Below are 18,898 nucleotides of genomic sequence, written 5' to 3'. Positions count from 1 at the left end.
GGCGCCGGTTCACGGCGCCTGCCTTTTCAAGCCATTACCCCTATTTTCTTTGCGCTGCTGCAAGGCAATCGCCCGTGCTTGCGGTATGATAGCGCGCGTTTGTAACAGGGAACCCGCGCGTCAACCGCCATACCTTACCTGTTGCCGGATTCTGGTATCGAGGATAACAACATGACACAGGTTCAGAGCGGCATTTTGCTGGAGCACTGCCGTTTCGCCATTTTTATGGAAGCCAGCGTACAGGGCGAATTCGCCGACTTGCGCCAGGGCTGCAAGCAGTTTTGTCAGACGCTGAGCGAGCTGCAGCAGCAGTTCCCCGATGCGCGCCTTGGCGCGGTGATCGCTTTCGGCTACGACGTTTGGCACGATCTCTCCAGCGGCCAGGGGGCGAAAGAGCTGAAGCCGTTCACGCCGCTCGGCAAAGGGCTGGCGCCGGCCACCCAACGCGATATGCTGATCCACATCCAGTCGCTGCGTCACGACGTCAACTTCACGCTGGCGCAGGCCGCGCTGGCGGCGTTCGGCAACGTCATCAAGATTGAAGAAGAAACCCACGGTTTCCGTTGGGTGGAAGAGCGCGATCTGAGCGGCTTCATCGACGGCACCGAAAACCCGCAGGGCGATCAGCGCCCGGCAGTGGCGACGATCGCCGAAGGCGAAGAGGACGCAGGCGGCAGCTACGTGCTGGTACAACGTTACGAGCACAACCTGCGCCAGTGGCAGCGCTTTACCACCGAGCAGCAGGAGCAGATCATCGGCCGCACCAAGCACGACAGCGAAGAACTGCCTGCGGATCAGCGCCCGGATACCTCCCATGTCAGCCGCGTCGATCTGAAAGAGAATGGCAAGGGCCTGAAAATTCTGCGCCAGAGCTTGCCTTACGGCACCGCCAGCGGCAAGCACGGCCTGTTCTTCATTGCCTATTGCGCGCGCCTGCACAATATCGAGCAGCAGCTGCTAAGCATGTTCGGCGATCTGGACGGCAAACGCGACGCGATGCTGCGTTTCAGCCGTGCGGTCACCGGCAGCTACTACTTTGCGCCATCGCTAACGCGCCTGCTGTCACTTTGACGCCGTTGCCGAAGCCGGTGCGCCCGGCTTCGGCCCGTTTTTCCGTCCCGAAAACGCCTCGCATTCCCTGCCTTATAGCGTTTGATGCTTGTAAATCACCAAACGGTATATAAAAGCGTTACAGCTCCGCACCGAGTTATAAATACACTGGTCGTCAATAAGGCGAAAGCCTGAAGGAATGACTCAGTGATAAGGTGCAGAATGAAACAAAACCGGGTTAAAAATCTCGTGCTGAAAGGTTGGCTGGCGGCTGCGCTGTTGGCGAGCGGCGCCGCGTCGGCGGCGGAATTGCTGAACAGCTCTTATGACGTTTCCCGTGAATTGTTCGTCGCGCTGAATCCCGGCTTTGAACAGCAGTGGAATCAACAGCATCCGAACGACAAGCTGACCATCAAACAATCGCACGCCGGCTCGTCGAAGCAGGCGCTGGCGATCCTGCAGGGCCTGCGTGCCGACGTGGTGACTTACAACCAGGTCACCGACGTACAGATCCTGCACGATCGCGGGCAGCTGATCCCGGCGGACTGGCAGTCGCGCCTGCCGAACAACAGCTCGCCGTTCTATTCCACCATGGCGTTTCTGGTGCGCAAGGACAACCCGAAGGGCATCCACACCTGGAACGATCTGGTGCGTGACGACGTGAAACTGGTGTTCCCGAATCCGAAAACCTCCGGCAACGGCCGTTATACCTATCTGGCCGCCTGGGGCGCCGCCAGCCAGGCCGACGGCAATGATGCGGCCAAGACTCGCGCCTTCATGACCCGTTTCCTGAAGAACGTGCTGGTGTTCGATACCGGCGGCCGCGGCGCGACCACCACCTTCGTCGAGCGCGGTTTGGGCGACGTGCTGATCAGCTTCGAGTCCGAAGTGAACAACATCCGCAAGCAATACGGTGAAGACAAGTACGACGTGATCGTGCCGCCGGTCGATATTCTGGCGGAGTTCCCGGTGGCCTGGGTCGATAAAAACGTCGAGCGCAACGGCACCGAACAGGCGGCCAAAGCCTATCTGAACTATCTCTACAGCCCGGCGGCGCAGCAGGTGATCACCAGCTTCTACTACCGCGTGTATGACCAGAAAGCGATGGCGGCGGCCAAGGGGCAATTCCCGGACACCCAACTGTTCCGGGTGGAAGATCAATTTGGCGGCTGGCCGCAGGTGATGAAAACCCATTTCGCCACCGGCGGCGAGCTGGATCAGCTGTTAGCGGCAGGGCGCAAGTAAATGTTGGCGTTGTCGTCCAGTAAGCGGGTGCTGCCCGGATTTGGCCTCAGCCTCGGCAGCAGCCTGTTTTATACCTGTTTGATCCTGCTGCTGCCGCTCAGTGCGTTGGTGATGCAGCTGGCGCAGATGAGCCTGGCGCAATATTGGGAAGTGATAGCCAACCCGCAGGTGGTGGCGGCGTATAAAGTGACGCTGCTGGCGGCCGGCGTTGCCAGCCTGTTCAATGCGGTGTTCGGCATGCTGATGGCCTGGATCCTGACGCGCTACCGTTTTCCCGGCCGTTCGCTGCTGGATGGCCTGATCGATCTGCCGTTCGCGCTGCCGACGGCGGTGGCCGGCCTGACGCTGGCGGGGCTGTTTTCTACCACCGGCTGGTACGGTCAGTGGCTGGCGCACTTCGACATCAAGGTTACCTTTACCTGGCTCGGGATCGCGGTAGCGATGGCGTTCACCAGCCTGCCGTTTGTGGTGCGCACCGTGCAGCCGGTGCTGGAAGAGCTGGGGCCGGAATACGAAGAGGCGGCCGAGACGCTGGGCGCCACGCGCTGGCAGAGTTTTTGCCGCGTGGTGCTGCCCGAGGTGGCGCCGGCACTGCTGGCCGGCACCGCCATCTCCTTTACCCGTAGCCTGGGCGAGTTCGGCGCGGTGATTTTCATCGCCGGCAACATCGCCTGGAAGACGGAAGTGACCTCGCTGATGATTTTTGTGCGTTTGCAGGAGTTCGATTACCCGGCGGCCAGCGCCATCGCCTCGGTGATCCTGGCGGCGTCGCTGCTGCTGCTGTTCAGCATTAACGTATTGCAAAGCCGCTTCGGCAGACGTTTGGGAGGAGGGCACTGATGGCTGATGTTTCCGCCTTCAACGGCGCCGAGCGCCCACGCGTTAACTGGGGCAAGTGGACGCTGATCGCCATCGGAACGCTGTTCTCGGTGCTGCTGCTGGTGGTGCCGATGATGTCGATTTTCGCCGAGGCCTTTTCCAAAGGATTCGGCGCGATGTGGAGCAACTTGCTCGATCCGGACATGCTGCACGCCATTTGGCTGACGGTCTTGATCGCGCTGATTACCGTGCCGTTTAACCTGGTGTTCGGCACGTTGCTGGCGTGGCTGGTGACGCGTTTCACCTTCCCCGGCCGCCAGCTGCTGCTGACGCTGATCGATATCCCGTTCGCCGTTTCACCGGTGGTGGCGGGGCTGATTTACCTGCTGTTTTACGGCAGCAACGGCCTGCTGGGCGGCTGGCTGGATGCGCATAACATCCAGATCATGTTCTCCTGGCCGGGCATGGTGTTGGTGACTATTTTCGTCACCTGTCCCTTCGTGGTGCGCGAGCTGGTGCCGATGATGCTCAGCCAGGGCAGCCAGGAAGACGAGGCCGCCATTCTGCTGGGGGCGTCCGGCTGGCAGATGTTCCGCCGCGTGACGCTGCCCAACATTCGCTGGGCGCTGCTGTATGGCGTGGTGCTGACCAACGCACGCGCCATCGGCGAGTTCGGCGCGGTGTCGGTGGTGTCCGGTTCGATTCGCGGCGAAACCTACAGTCTGCCGCTGCAGGTCGAGCTGTTGCAGCAGGATTACAACACCGTCGGTTCCTTTACCGCTGCCGCGCTATTGACCCTGATGGCGATCGTTACCCTATTTTTGAAGAGTGCGCTGCAGTGGCGTCTGGAACGTCAAAACGCGCGTCTCGAGCGGGAGGAAAATCATGAGCATTGAGATTAACGGCATCAACAAGTACTTCGGTCGCACCAAGGTATTGAACGATATCTCGCTCGATATTGCTTCCGGCGAGATGGTGGCGCTGCTCGGGCCGTCCGGTTCCGGCAAGACCACGCTGCTGCGCATCATCGCCGGGCTGGAAAGCCAGAGCGGCGGCAAGCTGGGCTTCCACGGCACCGACGTCAGCCACATGCATGCACGCGACAGGCGCGTGGGTTTCGTGTTTCAGCACTATGCGCTGTTCCGCCACATGACGGTGTTCGACAACATCGCCTTCGGCCTGACCGTGCTGCCACGCCGCGAGCGGCCGAACGCCGCGGCGATCAAACAGAAAGTCACTCAGTTGCTGGACATGGTGCAGCTTGGCCATTTGGCCAATCGCTACCCGTCGCAGCTGTCCGGCGGCCAGAAACAGCGCGTGGCGCTGGCGCGCGCCCTGGCGGTGGAACCGCAAATTCTGCTGCTGGACGAGCCGTTTGGCGCGCTGGATGCGCAGGTGCGTAAAGAGCTGCGTCGCTGGCTGCGCCAACTGCACGAAGAGCTGAAGTTCACCAGCGTATTCGTCACCCACGATCAGGAAGAAGCGATGGAAGTGGCCGACCGCATCGTGGTGATGAGCCAGGGTAATATCGAACAGGTTGGCTCGCCGGAGGAGATTATGCGCGAGCCGGCCAGCCGCTTCGTGCTGGAATTCATGGGGGAAGTGAACCGCCTGAACGGCGAAATTCGCGGCTCCCAGCTGTTCGTCGGCGCGCATCAGTGGCCGCTGTCGTTCCAGCCGATGCACCAGGGCAGCGTCGATCTGTTCCTGCGCCCGTGGGAAATGGAAGTGGCGACCGAAAGCAGCGAACGTTGCCCGCTGCCGGTTCAGGTGCTGGAAGTCAGCCCGCGCGGCCATTTCTGGCAGCTGACGGTGCAGCCGATCGGCTGGCATCAGGAACCGATCAGCATAGTGCTGCCGGAAGGCAACGCCACGCCGGTGCGCGGCGGCCGTTATTACGTCGGCAGCCTCAATGCGCGGCTGTATGCCGGCGATCAACTGCTGCAACCTGTTGCGTTAGCCAAAAGCGCCTGATAGGTTTTAACAGCCCTTTTTTTCAAGGCAACCCCAGGGTTGCCTTTTTACTTTACGCACACCAACACACAGGCAAAGATCGTGACAACGCTCGAACAATGCATCGGGAATACCCCGCTGGTAAAACTGCAACGGCTGGCCGCCCAGGCGGGCAGCGAAGTATGGGTCAAACTGGAAGGCAATAACCCGGCGGGATCGGTGAAGGATCGCGCCGCGTTGGCGATGATCCAGCAGGCGGAGCTGCGCGGGGAGATCAAGCCCGGCGACGTGCTGATCGAGGCTACCAGCGGCAACACCGGCATTGCACTGGCGATGATCGCTGCATTGAAAGGCTATACGCTGAAGCTGCTGATGCCGGAGAACATGAGCCTGGAACGGCAGGCGGCGATGCGCGCCTACGGTGCGGAACTGATCCTGGTCAGCCGTGAGCAGGGGATGGAAGGGGCGCGCGATCTGGCGTTGGAGATGCAGCGCCAGGGGCAGGGCAAGGTGCTGGATCAGTTTAACAATCTCGACAATCCTTATGCCCACTTCACCACCACTGGCCCGGAGATCTGGCGCCAGACCGAAGGGCGCATCACGCACTTCGTTTCCAGCATGGGCACCACCGGCACCATTACCGGCGTGGGCGGTTACCTGAAGAGCCAGAATCCGCAGGTGCAGATCGTCGGCCTGCAGCCGGCGGAGGGCAGCAACATCCCCGGCATTCGCCGTTGGTCGCCTGCTTACCTGCCGGGGATTTTCCGCCCGGAGCTGGTGGATCAGGTGTTGGATATCGAACAGGGCGATGCCGAGCAGACCATGCGCCAGTTGGCGCAGCGTGAAGGCATTTTCTGCGGCGTCAGCTCCGGCGGTGCGGTAGCCGGCGCCTTGCGCATCGCGGCGGCCCACCCTGGCAGCGTCGTGGTGGCGATCGTTTGCGATCGCGGCGACCGTTACCTCTCTACCGGCGTGTTCGACTGATCGCTCCTTCCCGGCGGTGTGTTCCGTCGGGAGAATCTTTCCCCCTTTCCTTTCGACAGACGGCAGCCCCGCTTGCGTGGTAGCTGCCGCTTGCTCGTGCGCCAATGCCATGACTGAAGTAGAGAAATTGCGCGGCAGCGGCCACAATAACGGTGGCGAGACGCAAAGAGCGATGTGTAAGGATTGAGTAAAACCGGCTGCGGGCCGGCGGAATTGGCGGGAAAATAACGAAAATCGGTGAAGGAGCAAGGCATGAAAATTTTACTGGTCGACGATGACCTGGAGCTTGGCACCATGCTGAGCGAATACCTGACCGGCGAAGGCTTCGATGCCACGCTAGTGCTGACGGGCAAGGCGGGGGTAGAGGGCGCGCTGTCGGGCGACTATACCGCGATGATCCTCGACATCATGCTGCCGGACATGAGCGGCATTGACGTGCTGCGGGACGTACGTAAAAAGAGCCGGCTGCCGATCATCATGCTGACCGCCAAAGGTGACAACATCGATCGGGTGATTGGCCTGGAGATGGGCGCCGACGATTACATGCCCAAACCGTGCTACCCGCGCGAATTGGTGGCGCGTCTGCGCGCGGTGCTGCGCCGTTTCGAAGAGCGGCCGCAAGAGGCGGACGACGAAGCCGCTATCAGCTTCGGCGAGCTGACGTTGAACCCTTCAACCCGCAGCAGCGAATGGCGCGGTAAGGCGTTTGATCTGACCGCTTCGGAATTCAATCTGTTGGAGCTGTTGCTGCGCGCGCCGGATCGCGTGGTGTCGAAGGACGAGCTGTCCGAGAAGGGGCTGGGGCGCCCGCGTGAGGCCTATGACCGCAGCGTGGACGTGCACATCAGCAATATTCGCCAGAAGCTGAGCGCGTTGGCCGGCAGTAAGCTCAGCATCGAGACGGTGCGCAGCATCGGCTATCGCATCCGGTAACCTGATATGCGCGGAAGACTGTTCTGGAAAATTTTACTCGGCTTTTGGTTGACCTTCCTCATCATGACGCAGGCGCTGTGGGTGGCGTTTTCTCTTTATGGCGATCGTTATGTGCCGCCGGAGAACGCCATGGCGCGGCGGGTCATTGGCCTGCAACTGACCTCCGCCGCCACCCAGTTGCGCAGCGGCGGTATGCCGGCGCTGGAAGCCCTGATGCGCGACTGGCCCGAGGACGACAGGCGTCTGCTGTCGGTTACGCCGATGACCCAACCGCCGCCGCCCGCGCCGGAAGAACCGGTGTTTGAAGGGCGTCGTATGCCGAAAGCGATTTCCGCCTGGGTGCAGACCGGAGAAGGGCAAGGTTACTGGCTGAGCTATGACGTGCGCGGGCTGCGGGAAGAGTATCGGCCGGAGCGGCGTTCCCACTTCTTCAACATTCCTGCGCCGATGCTGTGGGTCGGCGGGCTGGGCGGTTTGCTGTTCAGCGCCGTGCTGGCCTGGAACCTGACCCGGCCGATGCGTCAGCTGCGCGGCGGCCTGGATCGGGTGGCGCAGGGCGATCTGTCGGTGCGGCTGTTCCCGAACATGCGGCGCCGCCATGACGAGCTGTCCGACGTGGCGCGCGATTTCGACACCATGGCCGAGCGGCTGGAACTGCTGGTTAGCGCCCGCGAGCAGTTACTTCATGACGTTTCGCACGAGCTGCGTTCACCGCTGGCGCGCCTGCAGCTGGCGATTGGCCTGGCGCGGCAGAATGCCGGTAACGTCGAAGCCTCGCTCAAACGTATCGAACACGAGTCGGGGCGGCTGGACAAAATGATCGGCGAGCTGCTGGCGTTGTCGCGTACCGAACACAGTAGCCTGCCGGACGAGGAGTACTTCGATCTGTACGGCCTGGTGGATGCGGTGGTGAGCGATGCACGCTACGAGGCGCAGGTGCCCGGCGTGGATATCGTGCTGCAGGCCGAGTCGGACGTGGAGTACACCGTCAAGGGCAATGCGGAACTGATGCGGCGAGCGGTGGACAACATCGTGCGCAATGCGCTGCGCTTTTCCAGCCACGGCCAGCGGGTGACGGTGGCGCTGTCGCGCGTCGATAACCAGTTCCAGATCGCCGTCAGCGATCAGGGGCCGGGGGTCGAAGAGGCGAAGCTGTCGAGCATCTTCGATCCGTTCGTACGCGTGAAGTCGGCGCAGTCGGGCAAGGGCTACGGCCTGGGGCTGGCGATCACCCGCAAGGTGGTATTGGCGCACGGCGGCCAGGTTGAGGCGCGCAACGGCGACAGAGAGGGGCTGGTCATTACCCTGCGTATCCCGCGCTGGTCGTCATAACGTAGCGAGATTGGGATACGACGAAGGGGATAAAAAAACGGCGCCGAGGGCGCCGTTTTTCTTGCTCATCCGCGCTTACTTCTTGATGCGGATGATCGGGGTTTCGCCAACGGTCACGCTGCCGGACAGTTTGATCAGCTCTTTGATCTCGTCCATGTTGGAGATAACGACCGGCGTCAGGGTAGACTTGGCTTTCTCTTCCAGCAGTGGCAGGTTGAACTCGATAACCACGTCACCTTTCTTGACGCGCTGACCTTCTTCGGCGATGCGTTTGAAGCCTTCGCCTTTCAGTTCTACGGTATCGATGCCGAAGTGGACGAACAGCTCAATGCCGCTGTCGGATTCGATAGAGAATGCATGGTTGGTTTCGAAAATCTTACCGATGGTGCCGTCAACCGGAGCAACCATTTTGTTACCGGCCGGTTTGATGGCGATACCGTCGCCAACGATTTTTTCAGCGAACACTACGTCCGGCACATCTTCGATATTGACGATTTCGCCAGAAAGGGGAGCGACGATCTCGATAGTGCCCGTGTCTTTCTTGTCATCAGAAACCAGAGATTTCAGTTTATCGAACAAACCCATGATCTTCTCCTAAGCATTAAATTGGGCGGCGTTCCAGTGTCGTGGAAGTTTAGCAGAGCGTTTTTTCTTCGATGAATTTATTGACGCAATTCATCAGGTCTTGTGCCGTTGGCTGTGCCAAGGCCTGCGCTGCCAACGCCTTCACATCTTCGAAATTCGTGTTACGAATAATTTTCTTGATGCGCGGGATTGAAATCGCACTCATGCTGAACTCATCCAGCCCCATGCCCAATAACAACAGTGTAGCACGCTCATCGCCAGCCAGTTCGCCGCACATGCCGGTCCACTTGCCTTCTGCGTGAGATGCATCAATAACCTGTTTGATCAGGCTAAGTACTGATGGGGACATCGGGTTATAGAGATGAGAAATCAGCTCGTTGCCGCGATCTACCGCCAGAGTATACTGGGTTAGATCGTTTGTCCCAATACTAAAGAAGTCGACTTCTTTCGCCAGGTGGTGAGCGATGACCGCCGCAGCCGGTGTTTCCACCATCACGCCCACCTCGATGCTCTCGTCAAACGCCTTGCCTTCTTCGCGCAGCTGCGCCTTCAGCGTCTCGATTTCGCCTTTCAGATCGCGCACTTCTTCCACGGAGATGATCATCGGGAACATGATGCGCAGTTTGCCGAACGCCGAGGCGCGCAGGATGGCGCGCAGCTGGGCGTGCAGGATTTCACGGCGGTCCATCGCGATGCGGATGGCGCGCCAGCCGAGGAACGGGTTCTCTTCCTTCGGCAGGTTCATGTACGGCAGGTCTTTGTCGCCGCCGATGTCCATGGTGCGGACGATCACGGCCTGCGAGCCCATGGCTTCCGCCACGGCTTTATAAGCCTGGAACTGCTCGTCTTCGGTCGGCAGCGAGTCACGGTCCATGAACAGGAATTCGGTACGATACAGGCCGACGCCTTCCGCGCCGTTGCGCTCTGCACCCGCGACGTCGCGCACGGTGCCGATGTTGGCGCAGACTTCAACCTGATGGCCGTCCAGCGTAATCGCCGGCAGGTCCTTCAGCTTGGCCAGATCGTTTTTCTCGGTGATGTATTGGTTCTGGGCGGCTTTCAGCTGATCGATAACGTCAGCGGTCGGGTTAACGTAAATTTTGTTGTTAACCGCATCCAGAATCAGGTAGTCGTCGTTTTTCACCTGCTTGGTCACGTCGCTGGTACCGACGATCGCCGGCAGCTCCAGGGAGCGCGCCATGATAGAGGTGTGGGAGGTGCGGCCGCCGAGATCGGTAATGAAGCCCAGCACTTTGTCCAGGTTCAGCTGCGCGGTCTCGGACGGGGTCAGATCGGTGGCCACCAGGATCACTTCGTCCTGAATGGAGCCCAGATCGACGATCGGCATGCCCAGAATGTTTTGCAGCAGGCGTTTGCCGATGTCGCGCACGTCGGCGGCGCGTTCTTTCAGGTATTCGTCGTCCAGCTCTTCCAACGCTTTTGCCTGACCTTCGATCACGGTGTAGGCGGCGGCGTCTGCGGAGGCCAGATCGTCTTTGATTAGGGCTATGATTTCCTGCTCAAGCTCTTCGTCTTCCAGCAACATGATGTGGCCTTCGAAGATAGCTTCCTTCTCTTCGCCGAAGGTTTCGCCAGCTTTGGTCTTGATCGCTTCCAGCTGTTCGGACGCTTTTGCGCGGCCGGCCAGAAAACGCGAGACTTCCTGCTCTACTTGATCAGCAGAGATTTTTTTCCGGTTGATGACGATGTCGTCTTCTTTCAGCAAGAGAGCCTTACCAAAAGCGATGCCCGGTGATACTAAAATGCCTGAAATCATAACCCTACCTTACTCTTGACTGGTGTTAACTAAAAAGACGGGCCGATTACTCAAGCTCTGCCATCAGTTTTACCAAGTGCTCAACGGCTTTCTGCTCGTCTTCACCTTCAGCTGAGATGGTCACTACGGTCCCTTGAGTCAGCCCCAGAGTTTGCAGTTTGAACAGGCTTTTAGCGCTGGCGCTTTTGCCGTTGGAGGTCACGGTGATGTCAGACGTGAAGCCTTTGGCTTCTTTAACGAACTGAGCGGCAGGGCGAGTATGCAGACCATTCGGAGCGGTAATAGTAACTTCTTGCTGGAACATTGATGTTTCCCCAACTTATTGGATTAATGTTGTGGAGTTAAAGTTTAGCCCAGGGGCCTGACTTTAACTTGTCTGGTTATAGCGCCTGACTATGGACAGGGGCGAACGTTGATGCAACAGAAAACGACGCGTTAGGCACTTCAGATCAAAAAACTCGGCTTTAGACGTCGTTCCAATCCGCTCCCCATTATGCCCGATTCGCCGCGTCGGCGACAGATGAGTAAATCGATTCAGCCTTGACCGTGCTCGGAGAGTGATTAATTTTGCGCATCGAAATAATGCAACGTTAAATACTAAAGGCGACGGGCAAAAGCAATCTTGGACTGCTATAAAGTTTGATCCAGTCCACAAAAAAGCACCCCGCAGGGTGCTTTTTTAGCGATTTGTGCAGTTGCGGAATTACTGCTGCAATTCCTGCTCGGTGAACAGATCGGCGAACAGCGCGGTGCTGAGATAACGTTCGCCGGAAGAGGGCAGGATGACCACGATAGTCTTGTCGGCGAACGCCGGTTCTTCGGCCAGTTTCACCGCCGCCGCGACCGCTGCGCCGGAGGAGATGCCCGCCAGGATGCCTTCTTCGTCCATCAGACGACGCGCCATGCTGATGGCTTCGTCGTTGGAGACTTTCTCGACGCGATCCACCAGGTCAAGATCGAGGTTGCCCGGAATGAAGCCGGCGCCGATGCCCTGGATCTTGTGCGGGCCCGGTTTCAGCTCTTCACCGGCCAGCGCCTGGCTGATGACCGGCGAGTCGGTCGGCTCGACCGCCACGGTGGTGATGGCCTTGCCTTTGGTGTTCTTGATGTAGCGGCTGACGCCGGTCAATGTGCCGCCGGTGCCGACGCCGGAGATGAACACGTCGACTTCCCCATCGGTGTCTTCCCAGATTTCTGGGCCGGTGGTTTTTTCATGGATGGCCGGGTTGGCCGGGTTGCTGAACTGCTGCAGGATCAGGTAACGGTTCGGATCGGTGGCGACGATCTCTTCGGCTTTGGCGATGGCGCCTTTCATGCCTTTCGCCCCTTCGGTCAGCACCAGATTGGCGCCCAGCGCCTTGAGCAGCTTGCGGCGCTCGATGCTCATGGTTTCCGGCATGGTCAGCGTCAGCTTGTAACCGCGCGCAGCGGCGACGAAGGCCAGCGCGATGCCGGTGTTGCCGCTGGTCGGCTCCACCAGTTCCTTGCCGGCGGTCAGCACGCCGCGTTGTTCCGCATCCCAAATCATATTGGCACCGATGCGGCATTTGACGCTGAAGCTCGGGTTGCGTGATTCAACCTTGGCCAGAATGCGTCCGTTGCCGATACGGTTCAGACGAACCAGCGGCGTATGGCCGATTGTTAATGAGTTGTCTTCATATATCTTGCTCATAGCCCGTCCTTTAACTCTATGAAAATGTGGGGAACATCGAAAGCATACGCTAACAGTACCGGCAGGGAAGTAAAGAATTGGTATATCTATATGTTATTAGGAAATAAGTTTTAAGCACAATGATAAGGGCGCGAAATGCGCGCCCTGTCGAAAATTCCCGCGCTGTCGGCGGTAAAAAACGGCGATTATCGGACGAATTGCGTGCGATAACGATCGACCCACATCGCGGTGGCGCCGCAGACGGCGACCGGCAGGATCACCAGGTTGAGGATCGGGATCATGGTAAAGAGGCTGACCAGCGCGCCGAACTGCAGATTGTCGGTTTTGTGCTGGCGCAAAGCGCGGCGCATGTCGGCAAAGCTCACCTTGTGGTTGTCGAACGGGTAGTCGCAATACTGGATCGCCAGCATCCAGGCGCTGAACAGGAACCACAGCACCGGCGCCACCGTCTGGCCGATGCCGGGCACGAAGTACAGCGCCAGCAGCAGCAGCGCGCGCGGCAGGTAATACATTAGCTTGCGCCATTCGCGCGCCATGATGCGCGGCAGATCTTTGGCGATGCCGAGCAGGCCGGTGTCCGGCAGCGGTTTGCCGGTCAGGCTGCCTTCGAGCTGCTCGGCCAGCAGGCCGCAGAACGGCGCGGCGATCAGATTGGTGATAGTGCTGAATAGATAGCTGAACACCAGCAGCACCGAAATGACCGCCAGCGGCCACAGCAGGTAGCTCAACCATTGCAGCCAGTCGGGAACGTGGCTCATCATCGCCGGGATCCAATCGCCAAGCCGGCTGAACAGCCACCAGAAAGCGGAGCCCATCAGCAGCACGTTGACCAGCAACGGCAGGACCACATAGCGTTTAATCCCCGGGCGCGAAATCAGGCGCCAGCCTTCGGCGAAATAGTGAATGCCGCTGGTCGATCGGGAAGGGAGCTGCGTATAGGACATATCTTAAGTTATCTCGTTGTCTGAACAGGCATCATTATCATATAGGGATGATTTTCCACTGGCTAGGGTAGGGTTGGCTGAAAAACCAGCAGAAAAAGGCAGTATAATCATCTTTATTGGCATAAAGTTCAGCACGGACTTGCACTTGTGTGCGCGGGCAAATAGAGTTAAAGAGTGAATGTTTGCCGCGGTGGCAATGTATTGGAACAACAGAGATAGCAATGATGCAGGATTTGCGTCTGATATTAATCGTTGTTGGCGCGATCGCCATAATAGCGCTGTTATTGCACGGTCTGTGGACCAGTCGCAAAGAACGGTCAGCGCTCTTCCGCGATCGCCCAGCCAAACGTTCCCAAAAGGAACGTGAACAAACTCCGATCGACGATCTCGAAGAAGGCGTCGGTGAGGTGCGCGTACGCGCCGCTCACCCGCAAGACGAGCCGTCATTCGGCCATTTCGATGCCGCACGCGAAGAACCCGTGGCCGCGCCGAAGCCCGCTCCGGCGGCTGCGCCAGCGCCCCACGCCGTTCAGCCGGCTGCCCATCAGACGCCGCCTCCGCTGTCTCAGCGGCCGGAATATGAATATGATGATATCCTGCTGAACAACTACGCGCCGGACGAAGAACAGGCCGAACCGCAGCAACCGCAACCGGCCGTGCGCCGTGAGCCGCGCGTCGACGATCTGCCGCATGAACATGAGGCGCCGCAGGGGGCAGAACCGGCATTCCACGCCGAACCGGCTCCTGTGCAGCAAGCGCCGGAAGTGAAGCCTGCGCCGGAACCTGCACCGCAGCCTGCGGCTGCGCCAATTCAGGCTAAGCTGAAAGAGACCGTGCTGGTGCTGCACGTCGCGGCCCATCAGGGCGGCGTGATCGGCGGCGAAGTGCTGCTGCAGAGCGTGTTGCAGGCGGGCTTCCAGTTTGGCGAGATGGGCATCTTCCACCGCCATATCAGCCCGGCCGGCAGCGGCCCGGTACTGTTCAGCCTGGCGAACATGGTCAAGCCGGGGTCGTTCGATCCTGACATGATGTCCGATTTCTCCACGCCGGGCGTGTCGATGTTCATGATGGTGCCGTCTTACGGCGACGCCAATCAGAACTTCAAGCTGATGCTGCAGTCGGCGCAGCGCATCGCCGACGACGTGGGCGGCGTGGTGCTGGACGACGAGCGCCGCATGATGACGCCGCAGAAGCTGGAAACCTACAAAGCGCGTATCCGTGAAGTGTTGGAAAACAACGCCTGACCGGGTTGCCGCGCGCACTGAACATCCGTAACAACAAAGCCCCCGCTAGCCGGGGGTTTTTTATCTTTGATGGTGAGCCATGGAATCGATAATCCAACAAATCAATCAACTACGAGCCACATTGCGCCATCATGAATACCAGTATCATGTGCTGGATGCGCCGGAAGTGCCGGATGCGGAATATGACCGCCTGATGCGTGAGCTGCGCGAGCTCGAGAGCGCGCATCCGGAGCTGATCACCGCCGATTCGCCGACCCAGCGCGTGGGCGCGGCGCCGCTTGCGGCGTTCGACCAGGTGCGTCACGAAGTGCCGATGCTGTCGCTGGACAACGTGTTCGACGAAGAAAGTTTCCTGGCGTTTTACAAGCGCGTGCAGGACAGGCTCAAAAGCAGCGATCCGCTGACCTTCTGCTGCGAACTGAAGCTGGATGGCCTGGCGGTCAGCCTGCTGTATGAAGACGGCGAACTGGTGCGCGCGGCGACGCGCGGCGATGGCACCACCGGGGAGAACATCACCACCAACGTGCGTACCATTCGCGCCATCCCGCTGCGCCTGACCGGCGACAACATCCCTCGCCGGCTGGAAGTGCGCGGCGAAGTGTTCATGCCGCAGGCCGGTTTTGAACAGATGAACGAAGAGGCGCGGCGCAAAGACGGCAAGGTGTTTGCCAATCCGCGCAACGCCGCCGCCGGTTCGCTGCGCCAGCTCGATCCGCGCATTACCGCTAAACGGCCGCTGACCTTCTTCTGCTACGGCGTCGGCCTGCTGGAAGGCGGCGAGCTGCCGCGCAGCCACTTTGAGCGCCTGATGCAGTTCAAGGCCTGGGGCCTGCCGGTTAGCGATCGCGCCCAGCGCCGCACCGGCAGCGAGGAAGTGCTGGCGTTTTATCGTCAGGTCGAGCAGGACCGCGCACAGCTCGGTTTCGACATCGACGGCGTGGTGATCAAGATTGACGACATCGATCTGCAGGAAACGCTGGGCTTTGTGGCGCGAGCACCGCGTTGGGCGACGGCGTTCAAATTCCCGGCCCAGGAGCAGATCACCGTGGTGCGCGAAGTGGAGTTTCAGGTTGGCCGCACCGGCGCGATTACGCCGGTGGCCCGCCTTGAGCCGGTGTTGGTGGCCGGGGTGACCGTCAGCAATGCCACCTTGCACAATGCCGATGAAATTGAGCGGTTGGGGCTGCGCATCGGCGATACGGTGATCGTGCGCCGTGCCGGCGACGTGATCCCGCAGGTGGTGGGGGTGCTGGAAGACCGCCGGCCGCAGGATGCGCGCGAAGTGGTGTTCCCGCTGCACTGCCCGGTGTGCGGCTCCGACGTTGAGCGCGTGGAAGGCGAAGCCGTGGCGCGCTGCACCGGCGGTCTTATCTGCGGCGCGCAGCGCAAAGAGGCGTTGAAGCATTTCGTTTCCCGCCGCGCGCTGGACGTTGAAGGCATGGGCGACAAGATCATCGAGCAACTGGTGGACAAGGAGTACGTGAAGAACCCGGCCGATCTGTTCCGGCTGTCCGCCGGCATTCTGACCGGTCTGGATCGCATGGGGCCGAAATCGGCGCAGAACCTGGTCAATGCGCTGGAGAAATCCAAACAGACCACCTTCGCCCGCTTCCTGTATGCGCTCGGCATTCGCGAGGTCGGCGAAGCGACCGCCGCCAACCTGGCGGCGCATTTCGGATCGCTCGAGAAGTTGTTCGCCGCTGACATCGAGGCGCTGAAAGAGGTGCCGGACGTCGGCGAAGTGGTGGCCAAACACACCCGCAATTTCCTCGATGAAGCGCTCAATCAGCAGGTGATCAACGAGCTGGTGGGCGCCGAGATCGGCATCCACTGGCCGGCGCCGGTGGTGGTGGCGGCGGAAGAGATAGACAGCCCGTTCGCCGGCAAAACCGTGGTGCTGACCGGCTCGCTGAGCCAGCTGTCGCGCGACGAGGCCAAAGATCGCCTGACGGCGCTGGGCGCCAAGGTCAGCGGCAGCGTGTCGAAGAAAACCGATCTGGTGATCGCCGGTGAGGCGGCCGGTTCCAAGCTGGCGAAGGCGCAGGAGCTGGGTATCGCCGTGATCGACGAAGCGGAGATGATCCGCTTGCTGGGTGAGTGATGGAAAAAGAAAACCTGCTGGAGATCGCCAATACAGTGATGCCGTTCGGCAAGTACCAAGGGCGGGTGCTGATCGATCTGCCCGAAGAGTACCTGCTGTGGTTCGCCCGCAAGGGCGAATTCCCCAAAGGCAAGCTCGGCATGCTGATGGAGATGACGCTGGCGATTAAAATCGAAGGGCTTGACCACCTGGTCAAGCCGCTGAAGAAAAGCTGAACTGACGGGCCTTGGCCCGTCTTTTTTTTACCCGCGCGACGCCTGTGCGTTGGCGTTGGGCACCGCCTGTTGCGCTCGCTGCTTGCGCTGGTATCTTTTGGCCAGCACTGCGCAGGTCATCAGCTGCACCTGATGAAACACCATCAGCGGCAGCACCATGATCCCCACCGTCGCCGCCGGGAACAGGATATTGGCCATCGGAATGCCGTTCGCCAGGCTCTTCTTCGAACCGCAGAATACGATGGTGATCTCGTCCGCTTTGCTGAACCCCAGCCAACGCGCCATGTAAGTGTTCACCACCAGCACGATCGCCAGCAGCACGATGCTGCCGCCGACGATAAACGCCAGCGAACCGATCCCCACCTGATGCCAGATGCCGTGCGTCACCGCCTCGCTGAAGGCGGCGTACACTACCAGCAGAATCGAGGTCTGGTCGGTTTTACCGATAAGCGGCCGATGGCGCTCGATCCAGCCGCCGATCAGCGGTCGCAGCAGGTGGCCGGCGACAAACGGCACCAGCAGCTGCAGCACGATCGAACCGACCTGCCGCAGGCCGCCGGTATCGCCGTGCACGTTCATCAACAGGCCGACCAGCAGCGGCGATACGAAGATCCCGAGCAGGCTGGAGGCGGAAGCGCTGCACACTGCCGCCGCGACGTTGCCGCCCGCCAGCGAGGTGAAGGCGATGGCCGACTGCACGGTGGCGGGCAGAATGCACAGGTAGATGAAACCGGCGTACAGTTCGGGGCTGACGTCGATCGGCGCCCACCAGGCGAACAGCATCCCCAGCGCCGGGAAAATGATGAAGGTGCTGAACATCACCCACAGATGCAGCCGCCAGTTATTGCTGCCGGCCAGGATGGCCTCGCGCGACAGCTTGGCGCCGTGCATGAAAAACAGCAGGGCGATGGCGGCGATGGTCAGGGCGTTGAGCCAGCCGACGAACTCGCCGCGCGCCGGCAGGAACGACGCCAGCAGCACGGTGGCGATCAGCGTCAGGGTAAAACGATCGGGCAGGAATCTCATGGCGATGCGCTCGGGTAGAAAATCGATGGGGCTATTCTCCCGCGCGGGCATATAATAATAAAATTGATTTATTTAATTCATCCATGAATAAAACACATGAATTACTCACTCAAACAGCTGCGGGTGTTCGTCGCCATCGCCCGCCACGGCAGCTTCAGCCGCGCCGGGGAGGCGATCGGCCTGACGCAATCGGCGGTCAGCCACAGCGTGAAAGAGCTGGAGGCGGAGGTCGGCGTGCGCCTGCTGGATCGCACCACGCGTGAGGTGGCGTTGACCGACGCCGGCCTGCGGCTAGCCAACCGGGTCGAACGGCTGCTGGACGAGCTGCAGGCCGCGTTGCTGGATGCGCGCAGCTTTGGCGTACAGCGCAGCGGCACGGTGCGGGTGGCGACGAGCCAGACCATTTCCGCCCATCTGATGCCGCAGTGCATCGCCGCCGGCGAGCGTGAATACCCGGAGATCCGCATCATGCTGCGCGATCAGGCGCAGCAGCAGGTGCTGCACAGCGTGCGCAACGCCGAGGTGGATTTCGGCATCGTGGTCGATCCGGTACAGGCGGTGGATCTGGAGTGCGAAGCGGTGCTGCATGAACCTTTCCTGTTGCTGTGCCGCGACGATCATCCGTTCGCTGCGCAGCCGGCGGTGCGTTGGTCGGCGTTGAACGGTTGCCGCCTGGTGTTGCAGGATTATGCGTCGGGCAGCCGGCCGCTGATCGACAGTGCGCTGAGACAGCAGGGCGTGGAGGCGCAGGTGGTGCAGGAAATCGGCCATCCGGCCACGCTGTTCCCGATGGTGGCGGAGGGGATTGGCATCAGCATTTTCCCGGCGTTGGCGCTGCCGTTGCCGGAAGGGGGGCGGCTCCGGGTGCGGCGGCTGGTGCCGGAAATTAACCGCGCGCTGATGCTGGTGCGGCGCAAGAACCGCTCACTGACGCCGGCGGCGGAGGCCATCTGGCAGGTGGCGCGTCAGCAGGCGGCGCTGCTGCAACAGCGCCGGCGGGAAAACGCGGCATATTGAC

18 protein-coding genes are annotated in these 18,898 nt (G+C 60.5%); 12 read left to right on the top strand and 6 right to left on the bottom strand.

The genetic code is table 11. From position 1 onward, the window contains the following. Positions 1 to 171: 171 nt before the first annotated feature. The 8 genes from GUC32_RS17880 to GUC32_RS17845 all read left to right on the top strand — a co-directional run bounded on the left by GUC32_RS17880 (position 172) and on the right by GUC32_RS17845 (position 8,316). Positions 172 to 1,071, top strand: coding sequence for a Dyp-type peroxidase (locus tag GUC32_RS17880; protein WP_004936493.1), 900 nt, complete (start codon positions 172 to 174; stop codon positions 1,069 to 1,071). A 201-nt stretch (positions 1,072 to 1,272) separates the two neighbouring features. Continuing rightward, positions 1,273 to 2,295, top strand: coding sequence for a sulfate ABC transporter substrate-binding protein (locus GUC32_RS17875; RefSeq protein ID WP_025303789.1), 1,023 nt, complete (start codon positions 1,273 to 1,275; stop codon positions 2,293 to 2,295). Further along, complete coding sequence (cysT, locus tag GUC32_RS17870; RefSeq protein WP_164068658.1) at positions 2,296 to 3,135, top strand: sulfate/thiosulfate ABC transporter permease CysT; 840 nt, start codon at positions 2,296 to 2,298, stop codon at positions 3,133 to 3,135. Further along, a complete protein-coding gene (gene cysW / locus GUC32_RS17865) occupies positions 3,135 to 4,010 on the top strand; it encodes a sulfate/thiosulfate ABC transporter permease CysW (protein ID WP_025303787.1) in 876 nt (291 codons plus the stop codon). The genes cysT and cysW overlap by 1 nt, the downstream gene beginning before the upstream one ends. Further along, positions 4,000 to 5,088, top strand: a complete 1,089-nt coding sequence (cysA, locus tag GUC32_RS17860; protein WP_025303786.1) for a sulfate/thiosulfate ABC transporter ATP-binding protein CysA — start codon at positions 4,000 to 4,002, stop codon at positions 5,086 to 5,088. Before cysW ends, cysA begins: the two co-directional genes overlap by 11 nt. Positions 5,089 to 5,169: 81 nt before the next feature. Next, complete coding sequence (gene cysM / locus GUC32_RS17855) at positions 5,170 to 6,051, top strand: cysteine synthase CysM (RefSeq protein WP_197826384.1); 882 nt, start codon at positions 5,170 to 5,172, stop codon at positions 6,049 to 6,051. 252 nt (positions 6,052 to 6,303) lie between these two features. After that, positions 6,304 to 6,984: a response regulator transcription factor gene (locus GUC32_RS17850; RefSeq protein ID WP_025303784.1), complete on the top strand. Its 681-nt coding sequence runs from the start codon at positions 6,304 to 6,306 to the stop codon at positions 6,982 to 6,984. Between the two features lie 6 nt (positions 6,985 to 6,990). Then, entirely contained in the window at positions 6,991 to 8,316 is a 1,326-nt protein-coding gene (locus GUC32_RS17845; RefSeq protein WP_025303783.1) for an ATP-binding protein, read from the top strand. A gap of 75 nt (positions 8,317 to 8,391) precedes the next feature. On the opposite strand, the gene crr is transcribed toward GUC32_RS17845, so the two are convergent. From crr to cysZ, 5 genes are all read right to left on the bottom strand, one after another. Further along, positions 8,392 to 8,901, bottom strand: coding sequence for a PTS glucose transporter subunit IIA (crr, locus tag GUC32_RS17840; protein ID WP_004936467.1), 510 nt, complete (start codon positions 8,899 to 8,901; stop codon positions 8,392 to 8,394). A gap of 49 nt (positions 8,902 to 8,950) precedes the next feature. Next, positions 8,951 to 10,678 carry a phosphoenolpyruvate-protein phosphotransferase PtsI gene (gene ptsI / locus GUC32_RS17835; protein ID WP_025303782.1) on the bottom strand — a complete coding sequence of 576 codons (1,728 nt, stop codon included), beginning with the start codon at positions 10,676 to 10,678 and terminating at the stop codon, positions 8,951 to 8,953. Between the two features lie 46 nt (positions 10,679 to 10,724). Next, positions 10,725 to 10,982 carry a phosphocarrier protein Hpr gene (gene ptsH, locus GUC32_RS17830; protein WP_004936458.1) on the bottom strand — a complete coding sequence of 86 codons (258 nt, stop codon included), beginning with the start codon at positions 10,980 to 10,982 and terminating at the stop codon, positions 10,725 to 10,727. A gap of 399 nt (positions 10,983 to 11,381) precedes the next feature. Further along, the gene (gene cysK / locus GUC32_RS17825) at positions 11,382 to 12,350 is read right to left on the bottom strand and encodes a cysteine synthase A (RefSeq protein ID WP_004936453.1); all 969 of its coding nucleotides are present in this window, start codon (positions 12,348 to 12,350) and stop codon (positions 11,382 to 11,384) included. Positions 12,351 to 12,535: 185 nt separating this feature from the next. After that, positions 12,536 to 13,294: a sulfate transporter CysZ gene (gene cysZ, locus GUC32_RS17820; RefSeq protein WP_025303781.1), complete on the bottom strand. Its 759-nt coding sequence runs from the start codon at positions 13,292 to 13,294 to the stop codon at positions 12,536 to 12,538. A 221-nt stretch (positions 13,295 to 13,515) separates the two neighbouring features. Between cysZ and zipA the strand changes: the two genes are divergently transcribed. The 3 genes from zipA (at position 13,516) to GUC32_RS17805 (ending at position 16,854) form a co-directional block, all read left to right on the top strand. Continuing rightward, positions 13,516 to 14,538, top strand: coding sequence for a cell division protein ZipA (gene zipA, locus GUC32_RS17815; RefSeq protein ID WP_369435359.1), 1,023 nt, complete (start codon positions 13,516 to 13,518; stop codon positions 14,536 to 14,538). 79 nt (positions 14,539 to 14,617) lie between these two features. Continuing rightward, the gene (gene ligA / locus GUC32_RS17810) at positions 14,618 to 16,639 is read left to right on the top strand and encodes an NAD-dependent DNA ligase LigA (protein ID WP_025303779.1); all 2,022 of its coding nucleotides are present in this window, start codon (positions 14,618 to 14,620) and stop codon (positions 16,637 to 16,639) included. Continuing rightward, positions 16,639 to 16,854 (top strand): DUF3820 family protein, encoded by a 216-nt coding sequence (locus GUC32_RS17805; RefSeq protein WP_004936441.1) that lies wholly within the window; start codon positions 16,639 to 16,641, stop codon positions 16,852 to 16,854. The genes ligA and GUC32_RS17805 overlap by 1 nt, the downstream gene beginning before the upstream one ends. Positions 16,855 to 16,881: 27 nt before the next feature. Here the strand turns inward: GUC32_RS17805 and GUC32_RS17800 are convergent, their stop codons facing one another. Further along, positions 16,882 to 17,880 (bottom strand): bile acid:sodium symporter family protein, encoded by a 999-nt coding sequence (locus GUC32_RS17800; protein WP_025303778.1) that lies wholly within the window; start codon positions 17,878 to 17,880, stop codon positions 16,882 to 16,884. Between the two features lie 96 nt (positions 17,881 to 17,976). Here GUC32_RS17800 and GUC32_RS17795 point away from each other — a divergent pair, with 96 nt between their 5' ends. Further along, positions 17,977 to 18,897 carry a LysR family transcriptional regulator gene (locus GUC32_RS17795; protein ID WP_164064337.1) on the top strand — a complete coding sequence of 307 codons (921 nt, stop codon included), beginning with the start codon at positions 17,977 to 17,979 and terminating at the stop codon, positions 18,895 to 18,897. Position 18,898 lies beyond the last annotated feature (1 nt).

The sequence above is a fragment of the Serratia sp. NGAS9 genome (genome assembly GCF_009905295.1).
Lineage (GTDB): Bacteria > Pseudomonadota > Gammaproteobacteria > Enterobacterales > Enterobacteriaceae > Serratia > Serratia bockelmannii.
The sequence above is the reverse complement of the archived record's forward strand: the minus strand, read 5'-3'. Positions and strand labels throughout refer to the sequence as shown.

Bases quoted from the DNA above. Each gene is read 5' to 3' on its own strand.
- GUC32_RS17845 (WP_025303783.1), top strand. From the start codon at position 6,991: ATGCGCGGAAGACTGTTCTGGAAAATTTTACTCGGCTTTTGGTTGACC.
- ptsI (WP_025303782.1), bottom strand. From the start codon at position 10,678: ATGATTTCAGGCATTTTAGTATCACCGGGCATCGCTTTTGGTAAGGCT.
- crr (WP_004936467.1), bottom strand. From the start codon at position 8,901: ATGGGTTTGTTCGATAAACTGAAATCTCTGGTTTCTGATGACAAGAAA.
- GUC32_RS17875 (WP_025303789.1), top strand. From the start codon at position 1,273: ATGAAACAAAACCGGGTTAAAAATCTCGTGCTGAAAGGTTGGCTGGCG.
- GUC32_RS17880 (WP_004936493.1), top strand. From the start codon at position 172: ATGACACAGGTTCAGAGCGGCATTTTGCTGGAGCACTGCCGTTTCGCC.
- GUC32_RS17805 (WP_004936441.1), top strand. From the start codon at position 16,639: ATGGAAAAAGAAAACCTGCTGGAGATCGCCAATACAGTGATGCCGTTC.
- cysA (WP_025303786.1), top strand. From the start codon at position 4,000: ATGAGCATTGAGATTAACGGCATCAACAAGTACTTCGGTCGCACCAAG.
- zipA (WP_369435359.1), top strand. From the start codon at position 13,516: ATGATGCAGGATTTGCGTCTGATATTAATCGTTGTTGGCGCGATCGCC.
- cysZ (WP_025303781.1), bottom strand. From the start codon at position 13,294: ATGTCCTATACGCAGCTCCCTTCCCGATCGACCAGCGGCATTCACTAT.
- cysK (WP_004936453.1), bottom strand. From the start codon at position 12,350: ATGAGCAAGATATATGAAGACAACTCATTAACAATCGGCCATACGCCG.
- ligA (WP_025303779.1), top strand. From the start codon at position 14,618: ATGGAATCGATAATCCAACAAATCAATCAACTACGAGCCACATTGCGC.
- cysW (WP_025303787.1), top strand. From the start codon at position 3,135: ATGGCTGATGTTTCCGCCTTCAACGGCGCCGAGCGCCCACGCGTTAAC.
- ptsH (WP_004936458.1), bottom strand. From the start codon at position 10,982: ATGTTCCAGCAAGAAGTTACTATTACCGCTCCGAATGGTCTGCATACT.
- GUC32_RS17800 (WP_025303778.1), bottom strand. From the start codon at position 17,880: ATGAGATTCCTGCCCGATCGTTTTACCCTGACGCTGATCGCCACCGTG.
- cysT (WP_164068658.1), top strand. From the start codon at position 2,296: ATGTTGGCGTTGTCGTCCAGTAAGCGGGTGCTGCCCGGATTTGGCCTC.
- GUC32_RS17850 (WP_025303784.1), top strand. From the start codon at position 6,304: ATGAAAATTTTACTGGTCGACGATGACCTGGAGCTTGGCACCATGCTG.
- GUC32_RS17795 (WP_164064337.1), top strand. From the start codon at position 17,977: ATGAATTACTCACTCAAACAGCTGCGGGTGTTCGTCGCCATCGCCCGC.